Origin of the sequence: Myxococcus virescens (genome assembly GCF_900101905.1) — a bacterium.
GTDB classification, from domain to species: Bacteria; Myxococcota; Myxococcia; order Myxococcales; family Myxococcaceae; genus Myxococcus; species Myxococcus virescens.
Map to the genome: position 1 here is coordinate 237,223 of NZ_FNAJ01000005.1, position 22,046 is coordinate 259,268.

Sequence of the window (22,046 nt, forward strand, 5' to 3'; positions counted from 1 at the left end):
GCTCGGCACGGGGGAGTAAAAACAGACTCACGCCATTTCGAGCGAGTGACTGGCTTTTTCTACCGAGCTTGAAAGCCAGCCGCTCCGTCGCATTGAAGAATGCCGCTCTCGCATGAACTGCGGCCCACATTCTTCGATGGCGGGGAGGTTGTGGCAGACTGATCCGTGAGGGGGCTTGCTGCACGTCTTGCATCGCCCAGCCACACGGAGTCCGCACATGGCCAAGTGGGATGATCTCGTCCTGGCGATTCCACCGCACGCGGGCGGCAGGTCTCAGGCTCCCGCCGCGGTCACGCTGCTGGAGACACTCCTCGGCCTTCACGAAGCACAGCTCACCCTCCTTCGCGGGTTGCATCGCGACGTCCGGCCGCTGCAGGAAGGTCCCTTCCTGGCCGGGCGGCTCCACCTGGACGCCGTGCGTGCCCCTCAGGCCACCCGCGACGAACAGCTGGAGCGGCTGAAGTCCGCGCGGAGCTGCTTCACGGAAGCCATGGGCACCGAGCGCGACAAGGCGCGGCTGTCGTTCATCGCCCTGCACCTGGGCCTCTGCTGGCTGCTGCTGGGCGCGGAGCGGGATGCGCGGGAGTGGACGCAACTGGCCCACCGCACGGCCGTGGAGGCCATGAAGGACATCCTGGTGGAAGCCTCGAAGCACCAGGGCCTCACCCAGAACCGGTACCTGGATCCGGCGCTCACCTTCTTCATGTTCTTCACCAGCACGGCCACGCTGGGCGCGGGCTACCTCTTCTGGGACCGGGTGCTCAGCAAGCGCACGGGCACGGTGATGCGGCGCGCGCTGGGGCAGATGCAGGCGCTGGCGGACTACGTGGACATGCTGGGCGAGGTCCGCCTCCGCCTGGGCGAGCTCCCCCATGACGTCGCCCGATACGAGCTGACCCACGGCGTGGACGAACGGCAGTCCGTCGCCCGCATCACCATCCGGAAGCTCATCAACGACCGGGAAGCCATCTACTTCAACGGCCGGGAGACCCGGAAGGTCACCTGGAATGACCAGGAACGCTCCGAGGTCATCACCCGCGAGCTGATCTGACGCCGGGCGCTGTCACCGTCCCGTCAAAACCTGTTTTCAGGATTGCCTCGGCGATACGTCAGACCGGCCCGCCATAGTAGCGGCACTTCCTTGATGGGGGCGAAGGTGACGGCGCAGACGATGCTCGTGTTCATTCCAGTGATTCTCCTACTCGCCGCGGCGGTTGCGATTCCGCGGCCCCGCCGGCGCTCACGCCGGTAGTCGTAGTCACGGCCGGGGGTGCGCCCCGGCCGTCTCCCTGGCCCGGGCGGGTGTAGAGTGCGGCAGTCGTCGCAACCCTCCCCTCCCGAGCAGCCGTGGCCGAACGTCCCACAGTCCTGGTCGTCGACGATGATCCTCACCTGAGGGAAATCGTCCGCTTCGCGCTGGAGCAGGGAGGCTTCCGGGTGGATGAGGCCGCCGATGGCCGCGCCGCCCTGAAGCAGGTCGACCGCGCCCTCCCAGCGCTCATCGTCCTGGACATCATGATGCCGGAGCTGGACGGGCTGGCCGTGTGCCGTGAGGTCCGGCGCAAGCACGAGCTGCCCATCGTCTTCCTCTCCTCGCGGGATGACGAGGTCGACCGCATCCTGGGCCTGGAGCTGGGCGGCGACGACTACCTCACCAAGCCCTTCAGCCCGCGCGAGCTCGTGGCGCGCGTGAAGGCGGTGCTCCGGCGCGCACGGCCCGCGCCGGTCCCGGAGGTCGAAGCGCCCGCCGCGCGGATGCAGTCCCGAGGGCCGCTCCGCATGGACGCGGAGCGCTGGCGCGCGTGGTGGCAGGACACGGAAGTGGTGCTCACGGTGACGGAGTTCCAGCTCCTGGCCACGCTGCTCCGAGTCCCCGGCAAGGTCTTCACCCGGGATGAGCTGATGAACCGCGTCTACGACGACGTGGTGGTCAGCGACCGGACCATCGACAGCCACGTGCGCCGGGTCCGGCAGAAGTTCGCGAGCGCGGGCGGAGACGTCATCGAGACGGTGCATGGCCTTGGCTATCGGCTCGCCCTCCCCTGAGCGCCGCGCGCGCCCGCGCTTGTGGCTGGTGTTCGCCGCCGTGGGCATCGCGGGGTTCGCCCTCACGCTTGCGGGGCTCGCCTTCGTGCGCGTCTACGACAACCAGCTCATCCGCCAGACGGAGTCGGAGCTGATTGCCCAGGGCGCGGTGGTCGCGGAGGTCTTCCGCGAGCGGATGCGCGCCACCGTGCTAGAGGGCGCATACGGCCGCGAGCGCACCGCGCCCTGGCCCTTCCCCATTCCCGACGACACGCGCCTGCGCCCCATCCTTCCGTCACTCAGGGCCTCGGATGCATCCCTGCCGCCGGGCGACACGCCTCGGCCTTCGCGCGTTCCCGCGGAGCCGCTGTCACAGGCGGCCGGACTGCAACTGACGCCGCTGCTCGAACAGGTGCGTGCGGCGACCCTGGCCGGCATCCGCGTGGTGGACACCGAAGGCGTGGTCGTGGCCAGCAGCAGCCCCGCCCTCCTGTGGACGACGCTGGCGGACCGCACGGAGGTCCAGCGGGCCCTGCGCGGAGAACCCGCCAGCGTGCTGCGCCGCCGCGTCGCCGATCCCGAGGACACCCCGCTGGCGTCGCTCAGCCGTGACACCGGCATCCGCGTCACGGTGGCGCTGCCCGTGCTGGAAGGCGATCGCGTCTGGGGCGCGGTGGTGCTGACACGCACGCCCATGACGTTCGCCAAGGCGACGTACGCGGACCGGTGGAACCTCACGGCCACCGGCTTCGTGTTGCTCGGCGCGGTGGCGCTGATGTCGCTGGCCGCCGCCGCGCTGGTGGGCCGGCCGGTGCGCGCGCTGGTGAAGCAGACGCGCGCCATCGCCATGAGCGACCCTTCGGGCTTCGAGCCCATGGCGCGCCCCGTGGTGGCCGAGCTGGCCGAGCTCTCCGAGTCCCTGGCCGGCATGGCCACCGCGTTGCGAGACAGGAACCAGTACATCCGCTCCTTCGCGGCCAACGTGTCACACGAGTTCAAGACGCCGCTGGCCTCCATCCAAGGCGCTGTGGAGCTGCTGCGCGACAGCGCCGACGCGATGTCCCCCGAGCAGCGCGCGCGGTTCCTCGCCAACGTGGACGCGGATGCCCGCAGGCTCACCCGACTGGTGCAGCGCCTGCTGGAGCTGGCCCGGGCGGACTCCATGACGGCCACGCCCGCGCAGGTGGAGCTGGGCCCGCTGTTGGAGGGGCTCGCCCTCCGCGCCCGCGCTGACGGTGCCACGGACATCCATGTGACGGCACCACCCACGGGCCTGAAGGTGAGCCTCCCGCAGGAGGTGCTCGACGACGTGCTGTGGCAGCTCGTCACCAATGCCCGCCAGCACGGTGGCGACACCGTCCGCGTGGACCTGTCGGTGGAGCAGGCCCCGGAGGCGGACCTCGTGCGCGTGGTGGTGAAGGACCGAGGCAAGGGCATCTCCGAGTCCAACCGTGCGCGCATCTTCGACGCCTTCTTCACCACCGCCCGCGAGCGAGGCGGCACGGGCCTGGGCCTGACGATTGCCCAGTCCATGCTGCGCGCCTTCCACGCGAGGTTGGAGCTGCTTCCTTCCGACACGGGCACCACCTTCGCGGTGGTGGCGCCCGTGCCCCGGCTTCAACGGAAGTAGCTGTCGGAGATGTCCACGGAGTAGCCCAGCTCCAGCGTGGGCGAGGACGCGGCCACCAGGAACTGGCGGAAGTGCAGCGCCTTTCCGGGCAGGCCCGACGCCCCCGCGGCCACGGCTTCCGTCGACTCGTACTGCTCCAGGCTGCCGCCCTCGCGGCGGTAGTTGAACACCGCGGGGAAGTGCGCGCGTGCGCGGAGCTCCGCCACCGGCCAGGAGACTCGCGGCAACGCCAGCTTCAACCGGCCGGAGAGGTGGAACACGCCCAGCTCTCGCGACAGCACCACCTCCAGCGTCCCGCCCGTCTCTCCCAGCCGCGCCGGAGCGGCCTTCAACGCCAGGGTGCCGTTCTCCGACTCCACGGGGACGGGAATGGCATTCAGGGTGACGCGCTCCAGCCGGTGTCCTTCCGGCAGCACCAGCTCCAGCGGCTGCTCGCGATCCAGGCTCAGCGCGTAGCTGACGCGCAGCGTGGCTCGGCCTTCCAGCGTGGACACCCAGGACGCGGTGGCCTCGGTGATGCGCGGCTCCAGCGGCGGGCGCACCTGCTGCTTCTGGCTTTGTGCCACCCGAGCCACCGCCGCGCGCCAGCCCACGCGCAGCATGCCTTGCACCGGATACACGGCGTGGGACTCGCCTCCCATCGAAGCCAGCGGCTCAGTGAGCGTGAAGACGGACGTGTCCGCCTCCAGCGCCAGCGGCACCGGGGACGCGTGGGGCCCGAAGCGCAGCTGGGCCCGGCGCTCCGGCCCCGCTCCGGGCGAGCGGATGGAGACGCCCACGTCGAAGACGTAGCGCCCGGCCTTCCGCGTGAGCAGGCAGAGGTACCCGTCGACGACGCCCACGGTGCCTTCCTCCAACGAGGGCAACGTGGCCGGGTACGTGTCCGCGTCGAGTTGGAGCAGGCGCACCTGCGTCCAGCGTCCGTCCGCGAGCACCTCCACGTCGAAGTGTCCGTCCACGAAGAGGGCATCCGCCGTGAGCCGGCCCTTGAGCTGGCTCTTCACCAGGGCCTCCATCGGAGGTGCTTCAGCGGGAGCCGCCTGGCGCTGCGCGTAGAGGGGAATCAACTCCTGAAGCGGCACGGTGGCGGTGCCGGAGGGAGACCTGGCGGCCGAGCCATCGGCCGTGGTCAGCAGGAGTCCAACGAAGAGCGGTACGGTCCACATGGCGGAATCAGCTCGCTTCCGGGGTGACAGGGGTGGAGGCAGCGGGAGCCACGGCGGCGCGCGGAGGCTCACCGGGCAGGGACAAGTCGGAGAGGAAGGCCCGCACACCAGCGCGGGTGGAGAGCACCATCAGCCCCAGCAGCGCGGCGAGGATCTCCAGCGTGTAGATGAGGCCGGTGTAGCCCTGGAGGATGACGGCGCCGGTGGGGACCACCAGCGTGGCGCCCCACAGCCCCGCGAGCACGGACGTCCGTTCCTTCGGGAAGAGCCAGCGGACGTACACCACCACCGCCGCGCCCAGGCCCACCGCGCAGAGGGCGTAGGCGGCGTAGAAGTTCATGAAGGCCGCCAGGTACGCCAGCAGCACGAAGAAGAAGCCGTACACGGACGCCAGCAGGTACGTCTCGTGGAGCGCGAGCGAACGGCGGTGGCGCAACCCCAGGGCCGCGAGCAGCGCGAGCAGCCCCAGGAAGGGAACCCAGGCCCGGGTCGCCATCGTGCCCACCAGCGCGTCGAACGTCTTCTCCGACGGGAGGATGACGCCCAGGTTCACTCCCGACTCCAGCGACTGGAAGGCCCAATCCAGCGTCACCGCGTCGGCCGTGGTGTTCACCGACGACGCGGCCAGCACACCCGACGGGTAGTCGTAGTTCTCTCCTCCTTCGACGGCGACGTGGACGCGCACGTCCCGCGCGGGAAGCGCTGGATCCAGGCGGTACACGAATGAGTTCAGCCCCCGGGCGCGGTAGCGGATGGTGAAGCGGGACGTGGCGCCCTTGGCGATGCGGCCCGTCCACACCAGCCGGTTGCCGGACTCGCCCAGGTCCAGGCTGGACTCCGTGCCGTCGACCAGGAACTGGAGCTCCGACAGCAGCACCTGCGACTTGTCCATCTCCATGGGGAAGATGAACGCCACGTCGATGTCGGTGCTCTCGCGGTTGACCACCGCGTAGTCGGCGTTGAGGGTGAAGTCGAAGCCGGAGAAGTAGCGCAGCCCGCGCTTGCGGTAGTTCATCTTCGCCTGCACCTCGACGTGCTGGCGGTCGAAGGGCAGCGGCTTCAGCTCGGTGAAGATGGTGCCGCTGTGCACGTAGCGCAGGGACGGCGCGGGCTGGGTGACGGGCGCGCCCCAGCGGTCCTCCACCCCGGCGGCCAGCTCCGAGTTGGCGAAGTCCGTCCGGTCCGCCACCTGCCCGGCGATGACGGCCGTGGCGAAGACGACGATGACCAGACTGCCAAAGACGTGGTGGGCCACGAGCCAGCGCAGGGCCCGGCGAAGGGCGCCTTCGGGCGCTCGCGGCGGACGGGGAGGCAGCGGAGGAGGTGCGTTCATGGGCGCAGGATCTCCGCCCCCCGTGCAACGGTGATGGCCCCCTTGTGCGGCTGCCGAGGAATGTTCGTGCAGATTTCGTGCAGGCCGGGATGCAGCTTCACCCTGCCCCGGATACACTCTGCGTCCATTCCGCGTCCTGGACGCGGCCCCTTCCCTGAAGCCCCGACAAGGTCGTCATGTCCGTCCCTGGAATCGGCTTCCCTGGCCCCTGGCGGCTCCGCTCTGGAGCCGAAGAATACGAACTGCGCGTCATGCGAGCCGTGACGGCCCTCGACGAGCGGGAGTGCGTCCCGGCCGAGCACATCACCTGGCAGCTCGACCATTGGCTGACCTCCGCCCGCAGGCCCTTGCTGGAGATGTACGAGGCCTTGGGCGGCATCCTTCCGTGGAACGCCAGCTCGCTGGACCGCGCCCGGCAGGACGCCCGCGTGCGAGACCGGCTGGTGCAGGCGCTGGAGCGCCGTGAGCTGGTGGCTCTGCGCGTGCAGCGCCGCGCCGCCGCCTGGGCGTGGCCGGAACCGGCCCTGCCGCCCCCCCGGCCCGAGCCCGAGGTCCTCCCCCTGGCGCGCCCGCCCGTGGAGGTCTTCACCCTCTTCCCCGACCCGGCACGGCAGGCCGAAGCCCTGCGCCAGGCCGCGGCGGCGGGTGTGCCGTTCTGCGAGGAGTGTGAAAAGCAGAAGCAACGGGCCGCGGCGTGAGCGCACCGGTCCCCCAGCTCCCGGGCCTGTTGCAGTGGATACGGCAGGCCACGGAGGAAGCGCCCACGTCGGCGCTCTACGCCATCCTGGACGGGGCGCGGGCCCCCAACATCCACCGGCTGGTGCTCACCTGCGGCCTGACGCAGAGCTGCCTCTATGCGGGGAAGCTGCCGCCGGAGTTGGTGGAGGTGGCGCCCTACCTGGTGCAACTGCGGCCCGGAGCGCCCGCCACGGAGCAACTGCTCGCCGCGGGCTGGGGCAAGAGCTGGGGCATCTTCGTGCAGAGCCCGGCCCACCCGGACGCGCTGCGGCGGCACCTTCGGCGCTTCCTCAAGGTCAAGGACGCCAACGGCAAGCCGCTGGTGTTCCGCTACTACGACCCGCGCGTGCTGCGCGTCTACCTGCCCACGTGTACGGACGACGAGTTGGACTTCCTCTTCGGCCCCATCGAGCAGTTCTTCGCTGAGTCCGAGGACGGCGGCAGCATGCTCGCCTACGCGCGCCGTCCCGAAGAGGCGCCCCTGGACGCGCCGCCGCTGTCCATCCTCCCGACGCCGCTCATGTAGCGGCCTCGGCCCCTCCCTGGGGCGCACCGTTGAATCGATGCGCCCCGGTCGGGCCTCCCCGCGTCAGTGCGCGGAGAGCAGGGGCCGGTCGAACGCGCGCGCCAGGCAGGCCTGGTTCGCCACGCTGTCCAGGTTCGTGTTGCGCATCTGGATTTCGTAGAACGGGCGGCTCAGCGACGTCACGACGGGGTCCTGCACCCAGAAGGCCGTGGAAGGACTGGCCATGCCCGTGGCGAGGAACGGCGAAAGCGCGCCGTACTCGTCGATGTGCGTGAACTCGGTGCGCGTTTCGCGGCCGTGGCAGCCGTTGCAGGTGTTGCGCGAGAAGACGTGACGGGCGTCGTTGACGGAGATGCCCGACGCACGCCAGTACGAGTCCGTCGGCGACGAAATCCACGGGAACGCGCCGAGGAACGGCGTGCTCGACGTGGGGTACGCCGGCGGCACGGTGTAGCTGTTGGCCAGGATGGCGGGCGTGTTCGCGTTGATGAAGTCACGCAGCACCGTCGTGTTGTTGTGCGAATCGCCCGGCGTCAGCACCGTCGGCTGGCCCTGCAAGCGGTTCACCGAGGGACCCGAGCCCATCAGGTGAAACTCGCGCAGCTCCCACGGGTAGCGCAGCCACTCCTCGTTGGTGCGGATCTGGTTGATGGCGCTGCCGTTCGGCTTGCGGGGCGCGGCGTTGCGCACCACCACCTGCTGCGTGAGGCTCGTCAGCGCCGCATTGTACGCCGCGCTGCCCAGAATCATGGACGGCGCCGACAGGTTCAGCCACCCCTGCGCCCAGGTGCGGACCGCGTCACAGCTGGCGTGCGGGACGCCGTACTCGAAGATGACCAGGAAGGGCCGCACGCCACAGGTCCCGCTCGAACGATCCACCGCGGCGAAGACGAAGCGCAGCTCTCCCGCGTTACCAGAAGCGTAGGCGGATGGCCCCGCGCTGGCGCCCAGGTCCAGGCGGTTGACGATGGCCACCAGCTTGAACGGCGACCGTGCCAGCTCCAGCGCGCCGCTCGAGCGCGGCCACGGCGTGAGGATGCGCGCGGTCATCGCCGGGCGCGCCGGCACCGTCCAGCCGTTGATGTTCTGGTTCACGGTCCACTGACGCAGCCAGTGCTCCGTCAGGTTTGCTGGCGACACGTACGAGCTCGCCATCTCCCGCATCAGGTGGTTGAACGTCCATACACCATTCGGGTTGCCGGCGTTCGTGCACGGGTCATACGTGCGCGTCGGATCATTGACCACGTTGGGGTGGGTGATGATGAGCGAGTTCTCCGGCTTCACCGCGTGGGAGATACCCGCGGGGAAGATGGGGATGGGGACACCCGGCCGGAAGATGTCGGGCGACAGCGGCGTGAGGGCGCGCTCGGAGACACGGACGCGGTTGTCGAAGGTCGCGACCGTCAGCGGCGTCTGGGGATTGCGCGCCTGGAACTCGCGAATGCGGTCCTGCGTGGCGCGGTGGGTGACGAAGTCCACGTCGCCAATGGCGGAGAACACGCCGTCACCGGCCTGCTCGTCACCATTGAGGCCCTGGTCGTTCAGCACGAGCGCCTGCCCCGAGTCCGACACCACGGGAACCTGCTGATGCACCTGCCCCTGCGCGAGCTTCGCGCGAATGAGGCTGCGCGTCTTCGACGTCAGCTCGCCGTCGAGCGCGATGGCATCCATCGAATCGAGGATGGGCGCGGCGCCCGTCTGCGCCTGCTCCTGCGCCGCGGCCACCGGCTCCTCCGAAGGGAGGGATTCGGAGCCACCACACCCTGCGAGCAGGGATGCGGCGACGACGCCAGACCAGGCGCGCAACACGCCTGGAAACTTCTTGGAGGACTGCTTCATGGGGGACTCCTCGCGGGTAGACTGCAAGCGCGGCCTTGTGCACCCCGCAGGCCAGAGTCCCCTTTCAATGCCTTCAAGCGCGGCGCGTGCGCCACCGCGGGCGGCAATGACAAATCACGCCACAGCGTGACTCGTCCTGTAACAGCAGACGTCACAGACTCGAGGGAGAGTCATTGCAGTCCCAGGGTGTTGAATTGCAGCACGACCACCCGAGTCCCCCGCACTGTCAATCCACGGAAAGCGGCCGGACCTCCAGCTGCTTGGACGCGAGGAACTCCGGGTTGAACACCTTCGACGCGTAGCGGCTGCCGTGGTCGCACAGGAAGGTGACGATGCGCAGCCCCTCGCCTCGGTGACGTCGCGCCAGCTCCCACGCGGCGCGCACGTTGAGGGCCGCCGATGTGCCCACCACCAGCGCGTCCTCGCGCGCCAGGTGGTAGAGCATCTCCACCATCTCCTGGTCCCCCAGGCGCATGGCCTCGTCCACCTGGGCCCGGCGGAAGTTCTCCGTGAGGCGCATGATGCCAATGCCCTCGGTGATGGAAGAACCGGGCCCTTCCATGCGCCCTTCGCGCACGTAGGTGAAGAGGCCCGAGCCCGGCGGGTCCACCAACACCACGCGCACGGCGGGGTTCTTCTCCTTCAGGTAACGGCTGACGCCGCCCATCGTCCCGCCGCTGCCCACGGACGCCACCAGCACGTCCACGCGGCCCTCGCACTGCTCCCAGATTTCGGGGCCCGTCGTCTCGTAATGGTAGTCGCCGTTGGCCGGGTTCTCGAACTGGTTCGCCCAGAAGCCGCCCTGCGCTTCCGCCAGCACACGGGCCTGGTGGAAGAAATGGTTCGGATTGGCGAAGGGCACCGCAGGGACCTTTCGGACCTCCACGCCCATGGCCTCCAGCAGCTCGTACTTCTCGCGGGCCTGGTTGTCCGGCATGGTGACGACCACGCGGTACCCGCGCTCGCGGCCCAAGAGCCCCAGGCCGATGCCGGTGTTGCCCGCGGTGCCCTCGAAGATGGCGCCGCCCGGCTTCAGGAGGCCCTGCGCCTCCGCGCGCTGAATCATCCCCTTCGCGGCGCGGTCCTTGATGCTGCCGCCGGGATTCATGAACTCGGCCTTCGCGAGGATTTCACACCCCGTCTGCCGGCTCAGCGAGCCGATGCGCAGCAGCGGGGTGTTTCCGACGGAGTCCCAGAGCGTTCCAATGCGAGGCGCCATGGGCTGTGCTTAACGCGAAGGGTGGCGCCCGTCACCGGGAACCACCGCCCTCAGTCCGCCCGCATGGCCTCCACCGGATCCAGCTTCGCCGCGCGGGCCGCCGGGTAGATGCCGAACAGGAGCCCCACGCCGCAGCTCATGAACAGGGCCAGGCCCACCGCCCACGGGGGCACCTGCATGGGAAAGCCCATCATCCAGTTGCCCAGGAACACCAGCCCGAAGCCCAGGCCCAGGCCCAGGGCGCCACCCATCAGCGACAGCAGCACCGCCTCCGTGGCGAACTGTCCCAGGATGCGGCGCTTGCGCGCGCCCAGCGCCTTGCGCACGCCAATCTCCCGCGTCCGCTCCATCACCGACACCAGCATGATGTTGAGGATGCCGATGCCGCCCACCACCAGGGACAGCAGGCACACGCCCACGCCCGCGATGGTGATGACCTGGGAGAGCTGATTGAACGACGCCGTCACCGACTCGTTCGTGTGCAATTCGAAGTCGTTGGGCATGTTCGCCGGAACGTCGCGGCGCCGGCGCATCAGCGAGGCCACCTCGTCCTGCGCCTTGCTGAACAGCTCCGGGGACTTCGCCTGCACGCTGATGTCCAGCGAGCGCTTCTTCCCGTAGAGCTGGTGGAAGACGCTCAGCGGAATCATCACCTGGTTGTCCAGGCTGAACATGCCCAGCATGCTCCCCCGCTTCTGGAGCAGGCCGATGACGCGGAAGGGCCGGCCCTTGATGCGCACCTCGTGGCCCACCGGATTCATGCCCGGAAACAGCGCGTCCGACACGTCCGTCCCCAGCAGCGCCACGTAGCGGCCGTCCAGCGCCTCCACTTCGTTGAAGTAGCGCCCGGCCTGCACCGACACCCCGCTCACCAGCGGGTAGTTGGCGGGCGTGCCGAACACGCGGACCGACGGCCGCGTCTCCGAGCTCGCCGTGGCCAGCTTCTGGCCACCCTCGTCGTCGGTGGGCACCACCGTCCCCACCGACGGGCAGGACTCCTCGATGGCCCGCGAGTCGGGCATCTCGAAGTCCTTGCGCTTGGCGAACTTGGCCCAGTTGATGCGCCCGAAGCCGCCTGCGGGCCACTTCGTCACCTGGAAGGTGTGGGCCCCCATCCGTCCCAGGTCGTTGTTCACCTTGACCCGCAGGCCCTCGATGAGCCCCATCATGGTGATGACCGTCGCCACGCCAATGACGATGCCCAGCAGCGTCAACAGCGAGCGCAGCGGGTTGCCCAGGAAGGTGCCCAACGCCAACCGCAAATTGTCCAGGAACGCTCGCATCGCGCTACTCGTAACGAAGGGCTTCCACGGGGTCCAGGTTCGCCGCGCGCGCCGCCGGCCAGATGCCGAACAGCAGGCCCACCAGCGCGGCGAAGCCCACCCCCGCCACCACGGTCATCGGCTGCACGTCCGCCGCGAGCGGCGTGATGAGCGACACCACCTTGGCCGTGCCCAATCCCACGGTCGTCCCCAGCAGGCCTCCCACCGCGGACACGCTCGAGGCTTCCATCAGGAACTGGAAGACGATGGTCCGTTTCCGGGCGCCCAGCGCGCGTCGCACGCCAATCTCCCGCGTCCGCTCGCGCACCGACACCAGCATGATGTTCATGATGCCGATACCGCCCACCAGCAGCGTGATGAGCCCCACGCCCACGGCCACGCCGTACAGCGCGCCCGTGAGCTGCTCGTATGTCTGCGCCATGGCCTCTGGCCGGTTGATGGAGAAGTCGTCCTCCGCCCCCGGAGGCGTGGAGCGCACGCGCCGCATGATGCCGGTGAGCTGGTCCTCCGCGGACCGCATCTGCGAGGCATCCTCCACCGCCATGGCAATCTCGAAACTGCGGCCCTTGCCGAAGCTCGAATAGAACGTCTTGAAGGGGATGAAGACGATCAAGTCCATGCTCTCCCCCACCATCTTCCCCTTGCGGCTGAGCGTGCCCACCACCTGGAAGGTGCGGTTGTCGATGCGAATCGACTGCCCCACCGGACTGACGCCCGGGAAGAGCCCGTCCACTACGTCCGCGCCCACCACCGCCACCGGCCGCGTCGTCGCGTCGTCCGCCTCGGTGAGGAAGCGCCCGCCGGTGATTTCGTAGCCGGAGATGTTGAGGTACTCGTGCGTCACGCCCTGGATGCGCACGGTGGACATCTGCTCGCCGCCGTGCGCCACGTCCGACAGGCGAGACACCGCCGGGGACATGGCCGTCACGAAGGGCGCCAGCGTGCGCAGCCGGTGCATCTGCTCCAGGGTGAAGTTCTTCCGGTTGCGGTACTTCCACCAGTCGCCCTTGATCATCCAGGGCCACTTGGACACGTACATCGTGTTCGCCCCGAAGGTGGCCAACTGCTTGTGGAAGGACGTGTTGAGCCCCTGGATGATGCCGACGATGGCCAGCAGCGTGGCCACGCCGATGCCAATGCCCAGGGTGGTCAGCACCGTGCGCAGGCGGTTGGCCTTCAGGGAGAAGACCGCGATGCGTGCGCCCTCCAGCACATCCACGCGGAAGGCGGACCGCTGGCTCATGCGCCCCCCGCGTTCAGCACATCCGACGCCGTCCCCATGGCCACCGTGCGGCCGTCGCCGTCCGCGACAATCTCACCGTCGCTCAGGCGGATGGCCCGGGGGCAGCGCGCCGCCAGCTTGGGCTCGTGCGTGACGAGCACCAGCGTGTGGCCCGCCTTGTGGAGCTGCTCGAACAGGCGGACGATCTCCTCACCCGTCGCCGAGTCCAGGTTGCCCGTGGGCTCGTCGGCCAGCAGCATGGAGGGCTCGGACACCAGCGCGCGGGCAATGGCCACGCGCTGGCGCTGTCCACCGGACAGCTCGTTGGGCCGGTGGTGCATGCGGTGAGCGAGCTGCACCTTCTCCAGCGCCGCCGTGGCCCGCGCGCGCCGCTCCTTCGCGCTGACGCCCCGGTACACCAGCGGCAGCTCCACGTTGGCCAGGGCCGTCTCCTTGGGCAGCAGCTGGAAGGTCTGGAAGATGAAGCCAATCTCCACGTTGCGGATGACGGCGAGCTCGTCGTCGCTCATGCGCGACACGTCCTTGCCGTTCAGCATGTACCGGCCGCTGCTGGGCGTATCCAGACAGCCGAGCACGTTCATCATCGTGCTCTTGCCAGAGCCGGACTGGCCGATGATGGCCACCCATTCGCCCCGGTTGATGCCGAAGGAGACGCCGCGCAGCGCGCGCACCTCTTCTCCACCCACGTGGAAGACGCGGGTGATGTTCTCCACCTGGATGAGCGGTCCCGCGCCGCTGGCCTGACTCACGACTTCCGACCGCCCTTCATTCCCGCGCCCTGCTCCGGCTCACGCACGATGTCGCCGTCGTTCAGCTCCTTCGACAGCGTCCGGTACGGACCTTCAATCACCCGGTCGCCATCATTGAGCCCGGAGACGATCTCCAGCTCCGTGTCGGAGGCGATGCCCGTCTGCACGCGGCGCACCTGCGCCTTGTTGCTGCTGTCCACCACGAACACGACCTTGGCCAGCGACTCCGTCCGCTTCGCCGTCAGCCCGCCCCCTTCGATGGGCGCCTTGTAGTCCGGCAGCGAGCGCTCCGAGCGCACCGTCACCGCCTGGATGGGCACCAGCACCACGTCATTGTGCGTCTCCGCGGAGATGCGCACCTCGGAGCTCATGCCGGGCAGCACGTTGGGCGGACGGGTGTCCAGCGCGACGGTGATGGGGAAGCTCGTCACCTCGGCCTCGGTGCCCTCGTTCTTGATGAGCGCCTTCTGGGCAATCTCCACCACGGAGCCCGAGTACGTCTGGCCCTCCAGCGCATCGAGCGTGATTTCCGCGGGCTGGCCCGGCTTGAGGTGCACCACCTCGTGCTCGCCCACCTCGAACTTCACCTCCATGGCGCTGAGCGCGGCGATGGTCATCACCACGTCCTCGGACAGGTCCGAGCCACGAACACGCTCACCCACTTCACGCGACAGCTCGATGACGTTGCCGTCGATGGGCGACACCAGCGTCGTGCGCGTGAGGTCCGTCTGCGCCTGGTCCACGATGGCCATGTTGCGGGCCAGCATCTGCTTGGCCGACGCCAGCCGCGCATCCGCCGTGTTCTTCGTCGCCCGCGCCGTGTCCACCTCGGCGGTGGACGACAGGCCCTTCTTCGCCAGGTCCTCCACGCGCGCGAGCTCCAACTGCGCACGGCCCACCTCCACCTCCGCCACCTGCACGTCGGCGCGCGAGGCGTTCAGCGACGCCAAGGCCTGCTTGTGCGCGGCCTGGTAGAGGCGCGGATCGATGCGGCCCAGCACCTGGCCCTTCGTCACCGCCTCGCCGTCCTTCACCGCCAGCTCCACCAGGTCACCGGAGAGGCTGGACGAGATCTTCACCGTCGTGGCCGCCTGCACCTTGCCCGCGCCGGTGATGGTGCGGGTGATGGAGCCCTTGCGAGCCTTCGACAGCTGGACTTCGAGCGACGGCGGAGGACGATCCTTCAGCCCGCCCGCGGTGATGGCCGCAGCACCCAGGAACAACGCGCCAGCAATGGCACCCTTCCACCACTTCATTTCGACTCTCCCGGGCTCAGGGCGCCCATGGCCCGCTGCAATGAATAGCGGGCGATTTCGACATCGATCCTGTTTTCCAACAAGGCGAGCTCAGCGCGCGTCAGGCTCAGCTGCGCGTCGCGGACCTCCAGGGTGGAGCCCGCGCCAGCGCGGAAGCGCGCCTCCTGCATCTCCAGGCCCTGGGCAGCGGCCTCGACGTTCTGCGCAGCCAGGCGAGCGGCCTCCAGCTGGGCCTCCAGCGTGCGGTGCGCGGCGCGAACCTCCCCTTCGATTTCCCGCGCCGTCTGCTCCAGCGTCAGCTGCGCCTTGCGGATGTCCGCCTCGGCGCGACGGGAGCTCGCCCCCGTGGACAGGCCGGTGAACAGGTCCCAGCTCAACCCGACGGCCGCGGTGAAGCGGTTCTGCAGGCGCGGCTCGGTGAACACCAGCGAGGCGTCCGGACCGCCGCGGTTGTAGAGGCCCTGGGCCACCAGGCGCGGCAGGTACTCCGAGCGGGCAATGGACTGCTTCAGCTCCGCGGCGCGGATGCGCAGCTCCAGCGTCCTGAGCAGTGGCCGGTACGCGCGGGCCGACGCGAGCGCCTCGTTGACCGACGGCGCGGGCGGCGGCTCGGTCGTGAGCACGCCCGGATCCTGGGCCGTCAGCGCCTCGGTGCCCGGCCGGGCCAGCCACACGGCGAGCTGGGACTGGTCGTTGACCAGCTGCCCGAGCATCGCGGTGTAGTTGATGCGGTCGGTCCCGAGGTTCACCGTGGCGGTGATCTCTTCATTCTTGCCCGTGCGGCCCGCGTGGAAGAGGGCCTGGGCGCGCTCCACCTGCTGCTCGCTGCGCTCGACGGTGGCCTTCAGCACCTGGAGCGTGGCCTGGGTGCGGTACAGGGTGAAGAAGCGGCGGATGGCCTCCAGCTCGGAGGTGTCCGCCTCTTCCCGCGCCTGCCCCTTCTGCGCGTCACGCACCACGCCGCTCTGCTCCAACTGCTTCCAGCGGGCGCGGTCATAGATGATCTGCGTGAGCGACAAGCCCAGGTCGTAGTTCTGGGTGCTGGTGGAGGGCGTCTCCACCGCGTTGCGGATGAAGCTTCCCGGGTTGGCCGGGTCCGGAACCGTGGTGAACTCCTGCCTGCGACCGAACCAGATCTTACCGGCCGACGCATCGAGTGAGAGCTGCGGCAGCAGCACCGAGCGGGACAGGTTCACGTCCTCGTCCGCGATGGCCACGTCCAGCATGGCCTGGATGGCCGCGACGTTCTGCCGGCCCTCCGCGCGGGCCTGGTCCAGGGTGATGGGTGTACCGGAGTCCGAGGGAGAGGCGGCCAGGGCGACCGCGATCACGAAAGCGTTCATTACGCACCTGCCTGGGCGGGAAGGCCGATGAGGAAGATGCCCGCGTACATGGCGTACAGCGCCACCGCCAGCAGCAACGCGCGCCCACGGCTCATCCCGGTGGCGGCGGAGAAGCCCAGCCCCAGCAGGCCCGTGCTCCAGAGGTTGAAGAAGTCCACGGTGGACGCCACGCGCTGCATCTTCGGACTCAGGCCTTGCAACACGGCTCCCAGGTTCGACGGTACGAGGTTCATCACCCGCGCCATGGTAATGGAGTGCTGCGCCGCGACGCAGAGGGTCAGGATGAGGTGGTAGAGCGCGATGGGCAGCAGCGCCAGCACGGCCGCGGACAGCAACTGCTCGAAGGACGCGGGCCGGTCGAAGAGCCAGCTGGCCACCCACAGGATGCAGGCCAGGAGCAGCGCCATCAGCGGCATCAGGATGACGCCCTTGGCGATGCCACCAACCAGCGCCTTTCGCGACTCCGTTTGGATCTTGTCCGTGAGGTCCGCCTCCGACAGCCCCATCAGCTGACCAGAACCCTGGAGCTGGCGGATGACGTCAGGCGCGACGTCCCAACGGAGGGAAAAGAGCGTCCCGGAAGCGGACACGCACAGGGCCAGGATGAGGAGAGGCCACACCCAGCGGCGCGCCTCGACGGCAGCACGGGTCCCATCGAGGGGATCGACGAAGACGCGGGCCGGTTGAGCAAGAGAAGTCATATGGTGGTGGAGGTCTCGGAGCGATGTACGTCGCTCGTCCTCAGGCAATTGCCTGGCCAGCCGAAGAAAGGCGCCGAACAGGCAGGCAGCCAGCCAAATTCCGCTGGCGGACGCTTTCTACTCCAGGGCTTTACGGCACATGTAGCGGCCTGTAGCGGAAATTTTGCCGGACGCCCCAAGAGGGTGTATTGCGCTCGTCTGGTCGCTTGCCGGAGTTCGAATGGTCGATAGCACGGACCTCGCGCAGGTCCTCCACGAAGCGAATGACATCGCACAGAGCGTGGTGCAGAGGGTCACCTCCGCCCACGTGCTCCTGGCGCTCTTCACGGTGGAGAACCGTGCTCAGCTGCTGCTCAAGGAGCGAGGCGTGGACGAGGACGCCATCCTCCAGTTGCTGACGGCCGCTCCCGCGGAGCCGGACAGCCTGCTCCGGGAGCTGCGCGAGAAGACCCGGGAGATCGCCTCCAATGTGGGCTCCCAGGAGGCGGACTGTCTCCACCTGCTCATCGCCGTGGCCCGGGTGCGCTGCGCGGCCCAGGAGCTGCTGCTGCAGGCCGGGCTGGACCTGGGCGGCCTCATGCGCGTGGCGATGTCCTACTTCACCAGCGGTCACATGCCGCGCCGCCTCCAGCTGGGCCGGTCACAGACCCTGGGCCCCCGGCCCGCGAGCCGCCCCCTGGGCGCGCCGCCGTCCCCCCTTCCGGCCTCCGCCGTCACGCTGAGCCTGCCGCGCTCCCGGCCCGGCGCCCCGCCGTCGTCGCCCCCGCCCTTCACCGCGCCGCCACCGCCGCCGCGCTACAGCACGCCCGCGCTGTCGCCGCGCGATCTCATCGACGTGGACGAGGAGCCGGAAGCGCCGCCGCCCGCCCCCGTGGCACGCGCCGCGCCGTCCCCTACCCCGACCTCCACGGCGGCCCCTGCACCCGCGGGCCGGCCGGCGCAGTCCGCCGCCGCGTCGCCCGTGCTCGACGCCAAGGCCTACCCCCTGCTCACCTCGCTGGGCCGCAACCTGAGCCAGGCCGCCCACGAGGGCCGCCTGGACCCGGTGGTGGGCCGCGCGCGCGAGGTCGAGGAGGTCATCGACATCCTGGGCAAGCGGCGCACCAACAACCCCTGCCTGCTGGGCGAGCCTGGCGTGGGCAAGACGGCGGTGGTGGAGGGCGTCGCACAGCGCCTGCTCGAGCTGCGTGGGTCGCTGTCGGAGAAGGTGCTGGTGGAGCTGGACATGGCCACGCTGGTGGCCGGCACGCAGCTGCGTGGCTCGTTCTCCGAGAAGCTCAACGCGCTGAAGGAAGAGGTCCGCCGCGCCGAAGGCCGCGTGGTGGTCTTCATCGACGAAATCCACACGCTGGTGGGCGCGGGCTCCACGGGTGACGGTCCGCAGGACGCGGCCAACGAGCTGAAGACGGCCATGGCGCGCGGTGAGTTTCCCTGCATCGGCGCCACCACGCACGACGAGTACCGCAAGTTCATCAGCACCGACCCGGCCCTGGAGCGCCGCTTCACCGCCGTGGTGGTCAACGAGCCCTCCGTGCCGGAGACGGTGGAGATCCTCCGCGGCATCATCGGCCGCTACGAGGAGCACCACGGGCTGCGCTACACGCCCGAGGCGCTGGAGGCCGCCACGTCCCTGGCCAGCCGTTACGTGACGGACCGCTTCATGCCGGACAAGGCCATCTCCGTGGTGGACCTGGCGGGCAGCCGCTGCCACCGCGAGGGCCGCGACGTGGTGGAGCCCTCCGACGTGGCGCGCGTGGTGGCCAAGCTCGCGGGCGTCCCCGAGGAGCGCCTGCTGATGAACGACTCGTCGCGCCTGCTCCGGCTGGAGCAGGACCTGGCGGAGCGCGTCATCGGGCACTCGGAGGCCGTCACGCGCATCGCCCGGGTCATCCGCCGCAACTACGCGGGCTTCGCGTCGCGCCGCCCCATGGGCAGCTTCCTCTTCCTGGGCCCCACGGGCGTGGGCAAGACGGAGATGGCCCGCGCGCTGGCGGACGTGCTGTTCGGCAGCCGCGACTCGCTGGTGCGCCTGGACATGAGCGAGATGTCCGAGCAGCACGGCGTCTCGCGCCTCATCGGCTCGCCCGCCGGCTACGTGGGCTTCGGTGAGGGCGGACAGCTCACGGAGCCCGTGCGCCGCCGGCCCTCGTCGGTGGTGGTGCTGGACGAAATCGAGAAGGCGCACCGCGAGGTGCAGATGCTCCTCCTCCAGGTCCTGGAGGAAGGCCGCCTGACGGACGGCAAGGGGCGCCACATCGACTTCTCCAACACCGTCATTGTCATGACGACGAACCTGGGCGCGGAGGCCTTCTCCCGCACCGGCCGCCCGGTGGGCTTCGGCGCGGACTCCGCGGGCCCCGGCGACGCCATGGACATGGCGTCTTCGGTGGCGCGCAAGGCGCTGCCGCCGGAGCTGTGGAACCGCATCGACGAACGGCTCCCCTTCCGCCCCCTGGCGGAGGTGGAGGTGGCGCGCATCGCCACGCTGCTGCTGGAGGAGAGCAGCAAGCGCCTGACCACCGAGCGCGGCATCGGATACGTGGCGGGCGACGACGTGGTCGGCCACCTGCTGAAGTCCGGCGGCTTCGATCCGCAGCTGGGCGCGCGCCCCATGCGGCAGATGGTGCAGCGGCTGGTGGAGGGCCCTCTCGCGGAGCGCATCCTGTCGGGTGAGTTCGTCACGGGCGACCGCGTGCGCATCGCGGTGAACTCCGGACAGCTCCACTTCCAGCGCGAGCGATGAGCCCCGGCCCCCGCCGCCGCGCAGGGCCTTCGAAACGGCGCCCACCCGTCGTGATTGTCGGGATGGGTCGCCTGGGTGGCGCGCTCGGGCTGGCGCTCCAGGCGAAGCGCTGGCCCGTGCGCATCCACTCCCGCACGGATGAAGGCCGCGAGCGCGCGGAAGCGCTCGGCTTGAAGACGGCCGCACCCGCGGACCTGAAGCGGGCCCGCGTCATCCTCCTGTGTGTTCCGGACGCGGCGGTACCCGCCGTCGCACAGGCGCTGTCCACCACCCTCCCCCGCACGGCCGCGCTGGTGCACACGGCGGGCGCGCTGTCGCTCGATGCGCTGGGCACGGCCAAGGGCCGGAGTCGCGGCTCGTTCCATCCGCTCTGCGCTGTCTCCTCGCCACGTGACTCGCTGGCGGGCAGCACCGTGGCGGTGAGCACTCCGTCACGCACGCTGCGGGAGGTGCTGCGGCAGATGGCGGCGGACGCGGGGCTCCGCGTCATCGAGGTGCCAGAAGCCCACCGCGCGGCCTACCACGCGGGCGCGGTGCTGAGCGCTGGAGGCCTGGTGTCGCTGGCGGATGCGGCGGTGGCGGCCCTGGGCGCCGCGGGAATCCCGCCAACGGACGCACTGGCGGCCCTGTTGCCGCTGATGCATTCGGCGCTGCGGGGATTGGAGACCCGGGGCCTCGCGGGGGGCCTCACCGGGCCCATCGTCCGCGGAGACTCCGGCGTGGTGGCGGCGCACCTGGAGGCGCTCCCCGCGGATGTCGCGCCGCTCTACCGGCTGCTGTCGCGGCGCGCGCTGGGGCTGGCCGGAGACCGGCTGGAGCCCACGTCGCGCGCCGCGTTGGAGCGGCTGCTCAAGCCGTCAGGATGATGGAACCCTGCAGGGCCTTGCGCACCACGGCCAGGGCCTGCTCGGACGCGGCCTCGGCCTCGGTGAGCCGGCGCAGGGACAGCTCGCCGCCCTGAACCTGCGTCACGGAGCGCTTCAGGTCGGAGAGCAGCGTCAGCGCGGCCTGCAGCATCTCCTTGCCCTGCGGCGACTCGGTGGCGGGCTTGCCGGCCGCCTTCGCCACGTACTCCGTGAAGCGCTGGAGCGTCTCCGCCGTCTTCGCGGGGTCGAACTGCTCCAGCAGCGGCTGGATGCGCGAGGCGTTGATGCGGATGAGGCGAAGCGCGCCCACCCGGCCGAAGCCCGGGTGCACCAGGCCGATGTCACTCATCTCGAACGCGCCCAGCAGGCCCTCGTCGGGGGCCTTGTGCGCATGCGGCACCAGGTCCACGAAGAGCGGCAGCGGGTCCGCACCCTGGCGGAACATCTCCAGTTCCTCCTCGTCCAGCGGCGGGAAGTTGGCCGGGGTGCCGATGAACAGCAGCGGCAGCACCAGGTCGTGCCAGAAGTCCTCGGGCGCCGAGCCCGTCCCACCGATGGTGCCGAACAGGTGCGCCATCAACTCCGCCAGACGCGGCGCGCGCTCGGCCTGGTCAATGAGCGACTTGGTGGTGTCCAGGCGCTGGAGGGACTGCACGATCTGCCCCTCGAACTGCTGGCGCGCCTCGGGAGGCAGGGGCGGCTGGGTGCGACCCAGCGCGTTGCGCACGTCCCGAGCAAGCCCGTCCGGCTTCGTCTCCAGGGCCGTGGCGGCCTTCTTCGGGTCCAGGACGACGAACTGGAGGAACCCGGGGTCGAAGAGGCGCTGGTAGTCCACCGGCGTCAGCTTGGGCGCCTGGCCTCCCAGGGCCTGCGCCGGGTTGCCGCCAAAGCGGGCCTGTCCCAGCGAACGGCGGATGTCCGCGGCCAGGTCTTCCAGGCGGGCCAGCTTGCCCTGACCCAGCGAATCCATCACCGCGCCGAACGGCGACAGCATGATGATGGCCTCCGGGAAGCCCAGCGTGGCGCCCTCCGGCGAGTCGCGGTTGGGGAACCAGAAGGCCTGGTGCTCCTGGATGAGCCGCAGGGCGAACGCCCCCGCCAGGCCCAGCGCGATGGTCTGGTGCTCCGGCTTGTTCACCTGGAACTGGCCGCCAGTCAGCTGCGCGATGGCGGGTTCAATCTCCACCCAGGGTGCCTTGAGCAGATCGACCGGCTTGCCGGTGGCCTGCTCCAGGGCAGCGGCGACCTGCATCTGGGCATTGTGAACGTGCTGCGGAACGGGATGCGCCTGGGTGGCGGGTTCGGACATGGCGGAATCCAGACTCGGAAATAGGAAGGCGACGGGGGCCATCCCTTACCGTGAAATTCGCGGTCGTGGCTACGATT

Annotated in this window: 18 protein-coding genes; 7 read left to right on the forward strand and 11 right to left on the reverse strand. The window is 69.8% G+C overall.

Going from position 1 to position 22,046, the window contains the following annotated elements; genetic code table 11:
• The first annotated feature begins 217 nt into the window (after positions 1–217).
• The 3 genes from BLU09_RS17050 to BLU09_RS17060 all read left to right on the forward strand — a co-directional run bounded on the left by BLU09_RS17050 (position 218) and on the right by BLU09_RS17060 (position 3,655).
• The gene (locus tag BLU09_RS17050) at positions 218–1,051 is read left to right on the forward strand and encodes a hypothetical protein (protein WP_244171789.1); all 834 of its coding nucleotides are present in this window, start codon (positions 218–220) and stop codon (positions 1,049–1,051) included.
• A 296-nt stretch (positions 1,052–1,347) separates the two neighbouring features.
• A complete protein-coding gene (locus BLU09_RS17055; protein WP_090490600.1) occupies positions 1,348–2,046 on the forward strand; it encodes a response regulator transcription factor in 699 nt (232 codons plus the stop codon).
• On the forward strand, positions 2,015–3,655 hold the full coding sequence (locus tag BLU09_RS17060; protein ID WP_090490601.1) for a sensor histidine kinase: 1,641 nt from the start codon (positions 2,015–2,017) through the stop codon (positions 3,653–3,655). Before BLU09_RS17055 ends, BLU09_RS17060 begins: the two co-directional genes overlap by 32 nt.
• On the opposite strand, the gene BLU09_RS17065 is transcribed toward BLU09_RS17060, so the two are convergent.
• Positions 3,643–4,821 carry a hypothetical protein gene (locus BLU09_RS17065; RefSeq protein ID WP_090490602.1) on the reverse strand — a complete coding sequence of 393 codons (1,179 nt, stop codon included), beginning with the start codon at positions 4,819–4,821 and terminating at the stop codon, positions 3,643–3,645. The two genes, BLU09_RS17060 and BLU09_RS17065, sit on opposite strands and share 13 nt — an antisense overlap.
• Before the next feature lie 7 nt (positions 4,822–4,828).
• On the reverse strand, positions 4,829–6,154 hold the full coding sequence (locus BLU09_RS17070; RefSeq protein WP_090490603.1) for a hypothetical protein: 1,326 nt from the start codon (positions 6,152–6,154) through the stop codon (positions 4,829–4,831).
• Positions 6,155–6,405: 251 nt separating this feature from the next.
• On the opposite strand from BLU09_RS17070, the gene BLU09_RS17075 reads away from it, so the two are divergent.
• Together BLU09_RS17075 and BLU09_RS17080 are read left to right on the forward strand one after the other, a co-directional pair.
• On the forward strand, positions 6,406–6,852 hold the full coding sequence (locus BLU09_RS17075; RefSeq protein ID WP_244171790.1) for a hypothetical protein: 447 nt from the start codon (positions 6,406–6,408) through the stop codon (positions 6,850–6,852).
• Complete coding sequence (locus BLU09_RS17080) at positions 6,849–7,418, forward strand: DUF4123 domain-containing protein (protein ID WP_090490605.1); 570 nt, start codon at positions 6,849–6,851, stop codon at positions 7,416–7,418. Before BLU09_RS17075 ends, BLU09_RS17080 begins: the two co-directional genes overlap by 4 nt.
• A gap of 63 nt (positions 7,419–7,481) precedes the next feature.
• Here the strand turns inward: BLU09_RS17080 and BLU09_RS17085 are convergent, their stop codons facing one another.
• The 8 genes from BLU09_RS17085 to BLU09_RS17120 form a co-directional block, all read right to left on the reverse strand.
• The gene (locus BLU09_RS17085; RefSeq protein WP_244171791.1) at positions 7,482–9,257 is read right to left on the reverse strand and encodes a choice-of-anchor X domain-containing protein; all 1,776 of its coding nucleotides are present in this window, start codon (positions 9,255–9,257) and stop codon (positions 7,482–7,484) included.
• A gap of 226 nt (positions 9,258–9,483) precedes the next feature.
• A complete protein-coding gene (locus BLU09_RS17090; RefSeq protein WP_090490607.1) occupies positions 9,484–10,476 on the reverse strand; it encodes a cysteine synthase A in 993 nt (330 codons plus the stop codon).
• A 50-nt stretch (positions 10,477–10,526) separates the two neighbouring features.
• Complete coding sequence (locus BLU09_RS17095) at positions 10,527–11,759, reverse strand: ABC transporter permease (RefSeq protein WP_011554175.1); 1,233 nt, start codon at positions 11,757–11,759, stop codon at positions 10,527–10,529.
• 4 nt (positions 11,760–11,763) lie between these two features.
• Positions 11,764–13,002: an ABC transporter permease gene (locus tag BLU09_RS17100; protein ID WP_090490608.1), complete on the reverse strand. Its 1,239-nt coding sequence runs from the start codon at positions 13,000–13,002 to the stop codon at positions 11,764–11,766.
• A complete protein-coding gene (locus BLU09_RS17105) occupies positions 12,999–13,751 on the reverse strand; it encodes an ABC transporter ATP-binding protein (RefSeq protein WP_090490609.1) in 753 nt (250 codons plus the stop codon). The genes BLU09_RS17100 and BLU09_RS17105 overlap by 4 nt, the downstream gene beginning before the upstream one ends.
• The gene (locus BLU09_RS17110) at positions 13,748–15,007 is read right to left on the reverse strand and encodes an efflux RND transporter periplasmic adaptor subunit (RefSeq protein ID WP_090490610.1); all 1,260 of its coding nucleotides are present in this window, start codon (positions 15,005–15,007) and stop codon (positions 13,748–13,750) included. The genes BLU09_RS17105 and BLU09_RS17110 overlap by 4 nt, the downstream gene beginning before the upstream one ends.
• On the reverse strand, positions 15,004–16,350 hold the full coding sequence (locus BLU09_RS17115; RefSeq protein WP_090490611.1) for a TolC family protein: 1,347 nt from the start codon (positions 16,348–16,350) through the stop codon (positions 15,004–15,006). The genes BLU09_RS17110 and BLU09_RS17115 overlap by 4 nt, the downstream gene beginning before the upstream one ends.
• A complete protein-coding gene (locus BLU09_RS17120) occupies positions 16,350–17,099 on the reverse strand; it encodes a YIP1 family protein (protein ID WP_090490612.1) in 750 nt (249 codons plus the stop codon). Before BLU09_RS17120 ends, BLU09_RS17115 begins: the two co-directional genes overlap by 1 nt.
• 172 nt (positions 17,100–17,271) lie before the next feature.
• Between BLU09_RS17120 and BLU09_RS17125 the strand changes: the two genes are divergently transcribed.
• Positions 17,272–19,794, forward strand: coding sequence for an ATP-dependent Clp protease ATP-binding subunit (locus BLU09_RS17125; protein ID WP_090490613.1), 2,523 nt, complete (start codon positions 17,272–17,274; stop codon positions 19,792–19,794).
• Positions 19,791–20,660, forward strand: coding sequence for a Rossmann-like and DUF2520 domain-containing protein (locus tag BLU09_RS17130; RefSeq protein WP_261770586.1), 870 nt, complete (start codon positions 19,791–19,793; stop codon positions 20,658–20,660). The genes BLU09_RS17125 and BLU09_RS17130 overlap by 4 nt, the downstream gene beginning before the upstream one ends.
• Here the strand turns inward: BLU09_RS17130 and BLU09_RS17135 are convergent.
• Positions 20,644–21,969 (reverse strand): hypothetical protein, encoded by a 1,326-nt coding sequence (locus BLU09_RS17135; protein ID WP_090490615.1) that lies wholly within the window; start codon positions 21,967–21,969, stop codon positions 20,644–20,646. The genes BLU09_RS17130 and BLU09_RS17135 overlap by 17 nt on opposite strands.
• Positions 21,970–22,046 lie beyond the last annotated feature (77 nt).

Coding starts and splice junctions, on each gene's coding strand:
- BLU09_RS17135 (WP_090490615.1), bottom strand. CDS start 21,969: ATGTCCGAACCCGCCACCCAGGCGCATCCCGTTCCGCAGCACGTTCAC.
- BLU09_RS17085 (WP_244171791.1), bottom strand. CDS start 9,257: ATGAAGCAGTCCTCCAAGAAGTTTCCAGGCGTGTTGCGCGCCTGGTCT.
- BLU09_RS17110 (WP_090490610.1), bottom strand. CDS start 15,007: ATGAAGTGGTGGAAGGGTGCCATTGCTGGCGCGTTGTTCCTGGGTGCT.
- BLU09_RS17060 (WP_090490601.1), top strand. CDS start 2,015: ATGGCCTTGGCTATCGGCTCGCCCTCCCCTGAGCGCCGCGCGCGCCCG.
- BLU09_RS17065 (WP_090490602.1), bottom strand. CDS start 4,821: ATGTGGACCGTACCGCTCTTCGTTGGACTCCTGCTGACCACGGCCGAT.
- BLU09_RS17130 (WP_261770586.1), top strand. CDS start 19,791: ATGAGCCCCGGCCCCCGCCGCCGCGCAGGGCCTTCGAAACGGCGCCCA.
- BLU09_RS17050 (WP_244171789.1), top strand. CDS start 218: ATGGCCAAGTGGGATGATCTCGTCCTGGCGATTCCACCGCACGCGGGC.
- BLU09_RS17075 (WP_244171790.1), top strand. CDS start 6,406: ATGCGAGCCGTGACGGCCCTCGACGAGCGGGAGTGCGTCCCGGCCGAG.
- BLU09_RS17125 (WP_090490613.1), top strand. CDS start 17,272: ATGGTCGATAGCACGGACCTCGCGCAGGTCCTCCACGAAGCGAATGAC.
- BLU09_RS17115 (WP_090490611.1), bottom strand. CDS start 16,350: ATGAACGCTTTCGTGATCGCGGTCGCCCTGGCCGCCTCTCCCTCGGAC.
- BLU09_RS17095 (WP_011554175.1), bottom strand. CDS start 11,759: ATGCGAGCGTTCCTGGACAATTTGCGGTTGGCGTTGGGCACCTTCCTG.
- BLU09_RS17100 (WP_090490608.1), bottom strand. CDS start 13,002: ATGAGCCAGCGGTCCGCCTTCCGCGTGGATGTGCTGGAGGGCGCACGC.
- BLU09_RS17090 (WP_090490607.1), bottom strand. CDS start 10,476: ATGGCGCCTCGCATTGGAACGCTCTGGGACTCCGTCGGAAACACCCCG.
- BLU09_RS17070 (WP_090490603.1), bottom strand. CDS start 6,154: ATGAACGCACCTCCTCCGCTGCCTCCCCGTCCGCCGCGAGCGCCCGAA.